10 protein-coding genes are annotated in these 10338 nt (G+C 49.3%); 3 read left to right on the top strand and 7 right to left on the bottom strand.

Annotated features, from left to right (window positions below):
* A partial coding sequence (locus ACTHTG_RS00985; RefSeq protein ID WP_440360439.1) for a KilA-N domain-containing protein occupies nt 1-584 on the bottom strand: 584 nt, incomplete at its 3' end.
* 328 nt (nt 585-912) lie between these two features.
* Nucleotides 913-2067, bottom strand: a complete 1155-nt coding sequence (locus ACTHTG_RS00980) for a tyrosine-type recombinase/integrase (RefSeq protein ID WP_440362628.1) — start codon at nt 2065-2067, stop codon at nt 913-915.
* Nucleotides 2068-2423: 356 nt separating this feature from the next.
* On the opposite strand from ACTHTG_RS00980, the gene ACTHTG_RS00975 reads away from it, so the two are divergent.
* From ACTHTG_RS00975 to kdsA, 3 genes are all read left to right on the top strand, one after another.
* On the top strand, nt 2424-3965 hold the full coding sequence (locus ACTHTG_RS00975; RefSeq protein ID WP_440360437.1) for a YdgA family protein: 1542 nt from the start codon (nt 2424-2426) through the stop codon (nt 3963-3965).
* 78 nt (nt 3966-4043) lie between these two features.
* Nucleotides 4044-4427: an aspartate 1-decarboxylase gene (panD, locus tag ACTHTG_RS00970; RefSeq protein WP_003678944.1), complete on the top strand. Its 384-nt coding sequence runs from the start codon at nt 4044-4046 to the stop codon at nt 4425-4427.
* 74 nt (nt 4428-4501) lie between these two features.
* Nucleotides 4502-5344 carry a 3-deoxy-8-phosphooctulonate synthase gene (gene kdsA / locus ACTHTG_RS00965; RefSeq protein ID WP_004519813.1) on the top strand — a complete coding sequence of 281 codons (843 nt, stop codon included), beginning with the start codon at nt 4502-4504 and terminating at the stop codon, nt 5342-5344.
* 69 nt (nt 5345-5413) lie between these two features.
* Here kdsA and ACTHTG_RS00960 read toward each other — a convergent pair whose 3' ends face one another.
* From ACTHTG_RS00960 to ACTHTG_RS00940, 5 genes are all read right to left on the bottom strand, one after another.
* A complete protein-coding gene (locus ACTHTG_RS00960; protein ID WP_004519812.1) occupies nt 5414-5860 on the bottom strand; it encodes a hypothetical protein in 447 nt (148 codons plus the stop codon).
* A gap of 88 nt (nt 5861-5948) precedes the next feature.
* The gene (gene mutL, locus ACTHTG_RS00955; RefSeq protein WP_440360436.1) at nt 5949-7925 is read right to left on the bottom strand and encodes a DNA mismatch repair endonuclease MutL; all 1977 of its coding nucleotides are present in this window, start codon (nt 7923-7925) and stop codon (nt 5949-5951) included.
* A 35-nt stretch (nt 7926-7960) separates the two neighbouring features.
* The gene (locus ACTHTG_RS00950; RefSeq protein ID WP_004519810.1) at nt 7961-8443 is read right to left on the bottom strand and encodes a GNAT family N-acetyltransferase; all 483 of its coding nucleotides are present in this window, start codon (nt 8441-8443) and stop codon (nt 7961-7963) included.
* Nucleotides 8444-8514: 71 nt separating this feature from the next.
* Complete coding sequence (locus tag ACTHTG_RS00945; RefSeq protein ID WP_440360435.1) at nt 8515-9651, bottom strand: 5-(carboxyamino)imidazole ribonucleotide synthase; 1137 nt, start codon at nt 9649-9651, stop codon at nt 8515-8517.
* 82 nt (nt 9652-9733) lie between these two features.
* Nucleotides 9734-10303, bottom strand: a complete 570-nt coding sequence (locus ACTHTG_RS00940; RefSeq protein WP_440360434.1) for an RNA 2'-phosphotransferase — start codon at nt 10301-10303, stop codon at nt 9734-9736.
* Nucleotides 10304-10338 lie beyond the last annotated feature (35 nt).

Below are 10338 nucleotides of genomic sequence, written 5' to 3'. Positions count from 1 at the left end.
TCCAACACTTCGCCCGTCAAGCCTGTGTGCAGGGTCAGCGCGTGGACGTAGGCGACGGCTTCGGGCAGCTTCTCGGCGGGGATGTCTTCGATGGCTTCGACGTTGAAGCGTTGGTGTATCATACTGTACGCGGAGGAGTAGTTTATGCCTTTGCGTCCGACAAGCGCGGCAACGGCTTGGCGCAATCCGGTACGGTCGTAAGCGGTGGTTTTGACGGGGAGGTTGTCTGAAACTTTGCCGTTAAGTAAAGCTTCGATTTGCTCATCGCACCATACCGCAAATTTAGGGTTGAGCCAACGGGCAAAGTGAATGGCAAGTTTGGGATGTAGCCATGTGCCTTGCGTGAAGTTTTTTGAATTACCCTTTTTGACAATAACTAATTGATTTTCATCTGTTAGGATTTTTGTCCTTTCACTCAAACTTTCTGCTAAAGCAGAGATATATTGTTGAGTTTGTTCTGTTTTTAGATAATCTTTGGGAAGTTTGCCAAAATGGGCGGCAATTTGAGTGGCATTGAGATAACCATCTTCACGGAAAGAAACGGCGATATTGCCGAAATTGAAAGATTGAACTGAATTGTTCATGATAGTTTCCTGTAGGTTTTTTTTCGAAGTTGCCCGAAACGGGCGGCCGCGAGGTTCGAAAACTCCCTACAAGAGCCGTGCTTATTCCCTGCCGAAGCAGGTATTGTATTCACAACCCTCGCGGCCATAGGAAACCTTTATCGAAGCAAAACACCAAGGAAACTATGGACGTAAAAAATTCACGCTGACGGGGTGAATGCCGTGTAGGAAGAGGTTTTCGACGCCTCGGAAAGGACTTTAAATAAAATCAGACTGCCCGTCAAGGGGCGGCAACAAAAAAAACGCCCGAAAAATCAGGCGGCTTTTTAAAAGATTTTATAGATTCAATTCAAAGCGAATCTACAAAGTCCGCCCAATCTTGAAGCATTTGGCGGCGTTGCGTGATGTATTTCGCGTGGAAATAGGCCGCGTCTGTCTGATTGTCTTTAGCGTGGGCGAGCTGTGCTTTAATATGTTCATGCTCATAGCCCATCTCAGACAGATTGGTTGCGAGTGTCGCGCGGAAATCATGCCCTGATATTGTCAGTCCCATATACTCTAAAGCGCGGTTGATGGTTGTCGCTGAAATCATATCATCAGGCCGTCTGCTGTTTGGAAAGAGTAGGCGGCCATTGCCGGTAAACGTGTGTAGTTCTTTGAGTAACTCAACGACCTGCCAAGATAACGGCACAATGTGCAATCGTGCTTTCTTCATCTTATTGGCAGGGATTCGCCAAATGCCCGATTGCAAGTCAATATCAGCCCATTCCGCCCGCCTTGCTTCAATTGTCCTGACGGCTGTGTATAGTAGCAACTGCACGGCCTTTTTGACGACAAATGAGCCGTTATACTCAGACAGGCTTTTCTTGAACGCCTTTATTTGCTCAACGGTCATGGCTTTAGCGTGGGTTATTTCGGGTCGTTTGAGATAACCGGCAAAGGCAAGAGTAGGGTCAACTTCCGCCCTCATTGTGCGTATTGCGTATAAGAACACCGCGCTCATGTGTTGGCGCGTGTAGATACCGGAAACGACAACGCCCTTGTCTTTGCAAACGTCTAAACATTCCATAATTTGACGAGGCGTTACTTTGGTTATCGGTGTATCGCCTATAATCGGATAGGCATAACGCTCAAGCATACTTTGCGCGGCCTTGATACTGCCTTTGCTGATTGTCTTGGTCGTGAAATATTCTTCGGCAATCGCCTGGAACGTGTTTTTGTTTTGGCGCGTGTTTTGGCGTTTCCTGTCCGCCCTGTCTTTTGCCGGGTTAATGCCCTGCTGAACAAGTAACCGCGCTTCCTTGCGCTTCTCACGCGCTTCGGCCAATGAAACTTCGGGATATGCGCCGATTGAAAAGACGGATTCCTTTCCATCGATTCTGAAGCGATAACGCCATAGTTTTGAACCGTTCGGATTTATTACGATATACAGGCCGTTGGAATCGGTTAATTTATAAGGCTTTTCTTGTGGTTTAGCCTTGCGGATTTGGGTATCGTTAAGCATAAAAAAAGCGGGTATGTGTGAGGGGATACCCACAATCATACCCACTTTTTTCAAGGATTGCCACGCACTATCGCGAACAACAACGGACAAGAAGTAGCGTTAAATTCAGATTTTTCAAAACGATAAGATTCAATACGAACTACCGCGGACGGCAATAACAGTTTTCGATAAATAAAAGCATTTGCAAACCTTTAATGACATTTTGGCAGACAGGATAAGGCCTGCCAAAAGTGTAAAAATCGTTTATGTTTGCATAATATCACAATCTTTACCTAAAGGCCGTCTGAAACGGCGGATAAGACAAAACAGCTAAAAAATGCTATGCTTTACGCTTTGAACCTAATCTGTTTGAAGTGATGAAAAAGTATCTTATCCCGACTGCCGCCGTCGTTGTCGCCGCTGCGCTCGGCACGCCTTATTATCTTGGTGTCAAAGCGGAAGAAAGCCTGACCGAGCAACAAAAGCTGTTGCAGGAATCCGGTTTCCTGACCGTTGAGTCCCACCAATACGATCGCGGCTGGTTCAGTTCAACCGAGACGACCGTCATCCGCCTCAAGCCGACCCTGCTTCAAAATACGCAAAAATACCTGCCGGACAATTTGAAAACCGTCCTGCAAGAGCCGATTACGGTCATTAACCATGTGACACACGGCCCGTTTGCCGGCGGCTTCGGCACGCGTGCACACGTGGAAACCGAGTTCCAATACCATCCGGAAACCAAAAAGGTTTTGGACCGTTTCTTCGGCCAGCAAACGCCGTTGACTATGACCAATACGGTTTACCTTTCCGGCGACGGCAAACTCAGCCTCAATATCCCTGCCTTCGACTATGAAGAGCTCTCAGGTATCAAGCTCAACTGGAAAGGCTTTAGCGGCAATACCGATTACAGCCAAGGCTTCAAAAGCTATCGTCACGATTATCTTGCGCCGTCTTTGCAAGTCAAATTGGCCGACAAAGGCGATGTGTCTTTGGAAAACCTGCGCTTCCAATCCGAAACGGAAGACGGCCTGACCAAGCTTGCTTTGGGCAAGAGCAGCATTACGCTGGATAAATTCCTGCTGCAATGGAAAGAAAACATCGATTACAACGTTAAGTTGAATGAGTTGGTCAACCTTGTGACCAACCTGCAAATCGGTGCATTCATCAATCCGACCGGCACGATTGCTCCGTCTAAAATCGAAGTCAGCAAACTGCGTTTCGATACGCAGACCGGCGAAGTCGATAAATTCATCAACAGTGAAGGCCGCTTCCAATTTGAAAGCCTGACTTATGGCGAAGACAAATACGGCCCTCTGGACATCAATGTCGCTGCCGAGCATTTGGATGCGGCATCACTTTTGGCATTGAAAAACAAAATTGCCGAAGTGTCCGTGAAGAAAATGAGCGAAGAAGAAATTCAGGCTTCCTTGATTCAGACGGCCAAAAACGAGGCTTCAGGCCTGTTCACCAACAATCCGGTTTTGAACGTCAAAACCTTCAAATTCACCATGCCTCATGGTGATGTCGATGTCAGCGGCAAACTCGCGTTTAAAGGTTTGGCAGCTAAAGACCTCAACAATTTGGGCGATATGCTGAAGAAAACCGAAGCTGACTTCAACATGAGCGTACCGCAAAAATTGTTGGAGCAGCTCGCCGTTAACCAAGTAAGCAGCCTGTTTAGCGTCAATGCCGAAGATGAAGCCGCAGGTCGTGCCAGCATCGACGATATCAACGAGACCTTGCGCCTGATGGTAGACAGCACCATTAAAAGCATGGCAAGTGAGAAATATCTGACCTTAGAAAACGATAATGTCAAAACCCATCTGACTCTGCAAAACAGCGAGTTGAAATTAAACGGAAAAGTCCTTCAAAGCGACCCGGAACCCGAGTTCGACGAATTAGACTTTCCCAATAACTAATCCTCAATCACACAAACAGCGGTTTTAACTTCTCTGAAGTTAAAACCGCAAATCAACCCACAATCAAAAAGGAAACCCATGTTCCGTACCATGCTCGGCGGCAAAATCCACCGTGCCACCGTTACCGAAGCCGACCTCAACTACGTCGGCAGCATTACCGTTGACCAAGACCTGCTGGATGCAGCAGGTATTTGCGTTAACGAAAAAGTCGCCATCGTCAACAATAACAACGGCGAACGTCTTGAAACTTATACCATCCCCGGCGAACGCGGCAGCGGCGTTGTTTGCTTGAATGGCGCGGCTGCGCGTTTGGTTCAAAAAGGCGACATCGTAATTATCATGTCTTACGTCATGTTGTCCGAACCCGAAATTGCAGCGCATGAGCCGAAAGTCGTCCTCGTCGATGAGAACAATAAAATCCGCGACGTGATTTCTTATGAGCCGCCGCACACCGTGTTGTAATATTCAAACAAAGGCCGTCTGAAACGTTTCAGACGGCCTGTTTCCCAAATTCAACTTATCTGAAAGGCTTCGCCGTGAATATCCAAATCAACAACATCACTGTCAGCAACGATGCGCCCTTTACCCTTTTCGGCGGCATCAATGTCCTTGAAGACCTCGACTCTACGCTGAAAGCCTGTGAGCAATACGTTAAAGTAACCGATAAACTCGGCATCCCTTACGTTTTTAAAGCCTCTTTCGACAAGGCAAACCGCTCTTCCATCCACTCTTTCCGCGGTGTAGGTCTGGACGAAGGCATGAAGATTTTTCAAGCGGTGAAGCGCGAGTTTAACGTTCCCGTGATTACCGATGTTCACGAGCCTTACCAATGCCAGCCGGTTGCCGAAGTCTGCGATGTCATCCAGTTGCCTGCCTTCTTGGCACGCCAAACCGATTTGGTGGTGGCAATGGCGAAAACCGGCAATGTCATTAACATCAAAAAGCCGCAATTCCTCAGCCCTTCTCAAATGAAAAACATTGTGGAGAAATTCCAAGAAGCAGGCAACGATCAAATCATTTTGTGCGAACGCGGCGCAAACTTCGGCTACGACAATTTGGTGGTCGATATGCTCGGCTTTGGCGTGATGAAAAAAACGTGTAACAACCTGCCCGTTATTTTTGACGTAACCCATTCCCTGCAAACACGCGAATCCGGTGCCGCAGCATCAGGCGGCCGTCGCACCCAAGTATTGGACTTGGCGCTTGCCGGTATGGCAACCCACTTGGCCGGTTTGTTCCTTGAATCCCATGCCAATCCCGACCAAGCCAAATGTGATGGCCCAAGCGCATTGCCGCTTGCGCAATTGGAAGATTTCCTGACCCGTGTTAAAGCAATCGATGAAACCGTGAAATCGTTTGCGCCTATGGATATTCGTTAAAGGCAAATAAGTTAAAAGGCCGTCTGAACATTTTTTCAGACGGCCTTTTGTATTTTTTATTGCATTTATTCAAAACTCACAAGTAAAGCGATAGAGTTTTTCAGCAATTAAATTGTTTTTTATTTCAAACCATTGCAGTTCTTCGGAAGATAGGACTCCATATGCACTCAATTGATCCTTACTGTCAAAAAATGCAAAGTCTTCATATGCCATTTTTTGATTTTCACAGTCAATTTGGAGTTTAAAACGAGCTTTAATATAGTCCTTTCCTATCATATTCTTTTGACTATTTATTGAGTTATTTTTAGGCAGTGGCTTAGCTTTCTTATGACGTATCTCCATCAATAAACTTTGGGGTGAAAGCGATCGGATAAGAGTATTACCGTAGATCGATTTACTTTTATCGGGATAAGAATGGATTAATTGCCAATATTCAGGTTTGTCATATCTTATTTTTTCTGCATAAACAGGTTGTATCAATAAGGTGATCAGTATGAAAAATAGGGTTTTATTCATAGACGAGATTTTGCAAATAAGCTATCTAAAAACACATATTGATGTTTTCAGGGAGCTTTAAAGCTTTTGACTGCTCTTTATTACTGTATTACTGTCCGCGTAAAAACAACGCATCCAATTCTTTTAAAGTCAGTTTGACCCATGTCGGACGGCCGTGATTGCACTGGTTGCTACGCGGTGTGTTTTCCATATCGCGCAGGAGTGCGTTCATTTCGGGCAAAGTCAGTTGGCGGCCGGCGCGGACTGAGCCGTGGCAGGACATGGTGGCGAGGATGTGGTTTTCGTGTTCCTCGATGGTTTGGCTGCTGCCGACTTGGGCGAGTTCGCCCAATACATCTTTGGCCAGTGAAACGACGTCGGCTTTGCCGAGCATGGCGGGAACTGCGCGGACGGCAAGGGTATTGCCGCCCATGTCGGACAATTCCAGGCCAAAGCCTGCCAGCGTTTCGGCGTGATCGGCAAGGGAGGCGCATTCTTCGTGGGACGCGGCGAAGGTAACGGGGATGAGCAAGCGTTGGCTTTGCAGGTTGCCGTTTTCCTGACGTTGGAGTTTCATTTTCTCGTAGTTGACGCGTTCGGCGGCAGCGTGCATATCGATGAGCAACAGGCTGTCTTCGGCTTGGGCAAGGATGTAGATGCCTAAGAGTTGGGCGATGGCGAAGCCTAGTGGCGGCAGTTCGGATTGGGAGGGAAGGCCGTCTGAAAGCGGCGTATCTGTTTGGGGAGTAGGCGTTTCAGACGGCATATTACCGAAACATGCCTGCTCGAATTGGCTCAACTCAAGGTCGATGTCGTCGGTTTTTTTGTAGAGCTCGGCGTAAGTATTCATGGCCGCGCGGCTTTCGCGCAGAGACAGGCTGCGTTGTTGCGGCGCACGCGAGGCTTGGTAGGGCATGGGCGCGGTTTTGCCTGATGGACCAAAGGCATTGCGTGTATCGGGTTTGTTGCCTGTTGGGTAGTTGGATGCGCTATCAAACAGATTTTCGCTGTTGTTTTCAGACGGCATTGGTGCAGGAGTAACGCCGGTAATGTCATGCAACACTTCGCCTGCATTGCTGACGCTTTCGGTCAGGTCGGCGCGTGTATCGGCAAGGGCTTTGTTGAGCGTGTGGAACACGAGTTGGTGCACCTGCTGGCTGTCGTGGAAGCGGATCTCTGTTTTGGTCGGGTGGACGTTGACATCCACGGCTTCGGGCGGCAGGTCGAGGAAGAGGACGAAAGCAGGCGTCAGCGCGTTGTGCAATACGTCGCGGTATGCCTGCTTGACGGCATGGAGCATGACTTTGTCGCGGACAAAACGATGGTTGACGAAGCAGTATTGTTTGTCGGTTTTGCCTTTGGCAAAGGTCGGCTTGGCAATCGCGCCATAAAGCCGCAGCGCGCCATTGCCGCTGTCAATTTCCAATGAGGCCGTCTGAAAATCATCGCCGACAATGGCGGCAATCCGTTCATGCAGGCTTTGTGCAGGAAGTTTGAATACTTGTTTGCTGTTGCGTTTGAGTGAGAAGGCAATGTGCGGATGCGCCAGAGCGAGGCGTTCGAGCATGGTGGCGCAGTGGGCGTATTCGGTGTTTTCAGATTTGAGGAACTTGCGCCGCGCGGGGGTATTGAAGAAGAGTTCGGCAGCTTCGATGGTGGTGCCGACGGGGTGGGCGGCTGCCGTAGGACTGCTGAGTTTGCCGTCTTCGGCTTTGACTTGGGTCGCGTGCGAACTGTCTTCTTGACGGCTGGTCAGGGTCAGGCGGCTGACGGAGGCGATACTGGCCAAGCCTTCGCCGCGAAAGCCCATGCTGGCAACGTGTTCCAAATCGTTTAAGGTTTTGATTTTGCTGGTGGCGTGGCGGTGGAGCGCAAGCTCGATGTCGTCCGGATGGATACCGCTGCCGTTGTCGCTGACGCGAATTAGGCGGATACCGCCGCCGGCCAGCTCGACATCAATCGTTGTCGCTCCTGCATCGATGCTGTTTTCAACGATTTCTTTCAAGGCGTTGGCAGGACGTTCGACCACTTCGCCGGCGGCGATTTGGTTGACAAGATGGTCGGGCAGGGCGGCAATTCGGGACATCGGTTTCTTTCAAAAAGCAACGGCGGAAGGGGAATTTACAGGTATTTGCGCATCAATTCGCATTCGACGCGGACGGTTTTGTTCAGTTGCAACACGGCAGTGCCGAGCGATTCATAACGGTTGAGGCGATAGAAAGGCACGGAATTGAGCGAGGCATACAGTTTGAGAAAGCTGAGACCTGCATTTCGTGCCATTTCTTCGGAGCGGCTGAGCAGGGCCGTGCCCAAGCCGAGATTGTGGAAGAGCGGATGGACGTATAAGGCGTCCAGTTGCGCTTCTTTGAAATCGACTTGGAAGAAGCCTTGAATCAGCCCTTTGTATTCGACCACCCACAAGGCTTTGTTTTTATCGGAGATGGTTTCCAAATAGCTGTTGATGTCGAGCAGACTTTCCCATGCGTGCATAATGGTTTCATCGTAACTGCGGATGCAGGCGTATTGAACGGCATGCAGATGGGCGTTGTGTATGGCTTGGCAGTCTTTTTCGGTTGCCGGACGGAGGATGGTCAGAAGGCTCATGGCGGATGGTCGGAAAAATTGATTTCAGACGGCCTTTGGCAACCAAAGGCCGTCTGAAAAAGTGGGTAAGGTTACAGGCTTTGATGTAAGGTTTGTGCAGTTTGGAACGCGTTGTCCGCATCATTGGCCAAGACGGTAAAGTGGCCCATTTTTCGGCCTTTGCGCGCGGCTTTTTTACCGTAAAGATGCAGATGTGCATTCGGGTTGCTTTGCAGCGGCAGCCATTCGGGTTCGTCGCCGTCTTTCTTCCAAACGTCACCCAAAATATTCGCCATACAGCAAGAGCTCAGCAATTTGGTGTCAGCCGGAGGCAGGTTGCACATCAGGCGAACCTGTTGCTGGAATTGGTCTGTCGCGCAGGCGTCGATGGTATGGTGGCCGGAATTGTGCGGACGCGGGGCGATTTCGTTGACGACCAATTCATGTGTGTCGCCGACAACAAACATTTCTACTGCCAATACGCCGACGTAGTTCAACCCATCGGCCAAACGCTGCGCCATTTGTCGCGCTTGTAGCTGAATGTCGGCACTCAGTCGTACAGGGACGATGGAGTAGGCGAGGATACCGTTTTCGTGAATGTTTTCGGCAGGGTCGAAAGTTTGCACGTTGTCATTGTTCAGACGGCATACGATAACGGAAATCTCGCCGCGCAAGTCCACCATTTTTTCCAAAACGCAATCCACGCCGCCGTGTTCGGCAAACGCGGCTTTGAGTTCATCCAATGTTTTTACGCGGATTTGGCCTTTGCCGTCGTAGCCCAAAGTGGCGGTTTTCAGGATACCGGGCAGAAATTGTATGCTTTCTTCAGTGATGTCTTCGGTCTTGCAAACTGCTTGATACGGCGCGGTTTGCAGGCCTGCTTTGCGTATCCATGCCTTTTCCTGAATGCGGTTTTGCGCGATGGCAACGCAGTCGCCGCTGGGGGAAACATTGGTGTGTTTGGCGAGAAAACGCATCGCGTCGGCATTGACGTTTTCAAACTCAGTCGTAACCGCCGCGCATTTTGCCAATTCTTCCAAAGCTGCTTCATCATCAAATGGTGCGCATAAATGGCAGTCGGCAAATTCCGCTGCCGGCGCATTCGGGTCGGGATCGAGTACGGTTACTTTGTAGCCCATGGTTTTGGCAGCAACAGTAAACATTCTGCCTAATTGTCCGCCGCCAAGAATGCCGAGCATAGCAGGAGGGAGGATGGGGGATGTGTTCATGGATAATCGCTTTATGAAGAAATTGGGTAGGGTGTTTGCAGACCGTCTGAACATGGTTTATGGCTTCAGACGGCCTGATGTTTTAAAGCTTGCCGATAAATTGCGGCGGAACGTTTTCAGTTAACCATACGCCGTTATCCGCCAGATAAAATTGGTGTCCTGCCGCAAGCATGGCGACAGTGTCGATGGTTAATACAAGAGGCTTGCCGTGTCGGGAACCGACGTTGACGGCTGTTGCAGCATCGGCAGACAGATGGACAAAATGACGGGAGGCAGAATGCAGACCTTGTTCCAATATAGACGGAACAGAGCGCTCAGCCGTACCGTGATATAAAATCTGAGGAGGCGTTGCCACTTTGTGTTCAACCTGAACTTGTGCCGTCGAATGACCTTGCGCCGCGCGGATGCGTTTGCCGTCTTCAGAAAGGGTAAACCGTTTTTTATCGTTGTTTTCGACCACTTCCAACAATACTTCATAGGTCAGCAGATTGCCCGTAAAGCCGCGCTCGGGATGATTTACCTGTGTCAGCAGGGTATCAATATCCACCCAGCCGTCTTTATCCAAAGTAATGCCGATTTGCTCGGGATGATGGCGTAAGATAAAGCTTAGGAATTTGCTGATGGATTTTAATTGTTTTTCGTTTAGTATCATAATCTTGTTGTTTAGTCATTTCAGAACGCAGGCCG

Origin of the sequence: Neisseria sp. P0017.S009 (assembly GCF_051957375.1) — a bacterium.
GTDB classification, from domain to species: domain Bacteria; phylum Pseudomonadota; class Gammaproteobacteria; order Burkholderiales; family Neisseriaceae; genus Neisseria; species Neisseria perflava.
Note: the sequence above shows the minus strand (reverse complement) of the source record. Positions and strands in the feature narration are given on the sequence as shown.

Excerpts from the sequence above, each read along its gene's own strand:
- ACTHTG_RS00980 (WP_440362628.1), bottom strand. The coding sequence starts at position 2,067 with ATGCTTAACGATACCCAAATCCGCAAGGCTAAACCACAAGAAAAGCCT.
- ACTHTG_RS00975 (WP_440360437.1), top strand. The coding sequence starts at position 2,424 with ATGAAAAAGTATCTTATCCCGACTGCCGCCGTCGTTGTCGCCGCTGCG.
- panD (WP_003678944.1), top strand. The coding sequence starts at position 4,044 with ATGTTCCGTACCATGCTCGGCGGCAAAATCCACCGTGCCACCGTTACC.
- ACTHTG_RS00960 (WP_004519812.1), bottom strand. The coding sequence starts at position 5,860 with ATGAATAAAACCCTATTTTTCATACTGATCACCTTATTGATACAACCT.
- mutL (WP_440360436.1), bottom strand. The coding sequence starts at position 7,925 with ATGTCCCGAATTGCCGCCCTGCCCGACCATCTTGTCAACCAAATCGCC.
- ACTHTG_RS00950 (WP_004519810.1), bottom strand. The coding sequence starts at position 8,443 with ATGAGCCTTCTGACCATCCTCCGTCCGGCAACCGAAAAAGACTGCCAA.
- ACTHTG_RS00945 (WP_440360435.1), bottom strand. The coding sequence starts at position 9,651 with ATGAACACATCCCCCATCCTCCCTCCTGCTATGCTCGGCATTCTTGGC.
- ACTHTG_RS00940 (WP_440360434.1), bottom strand. The coding sequence starts at position 10,303 with ATGATACTAAACGAAAAACAATTAAAATCCATCAGCAAATTCCTAAGC.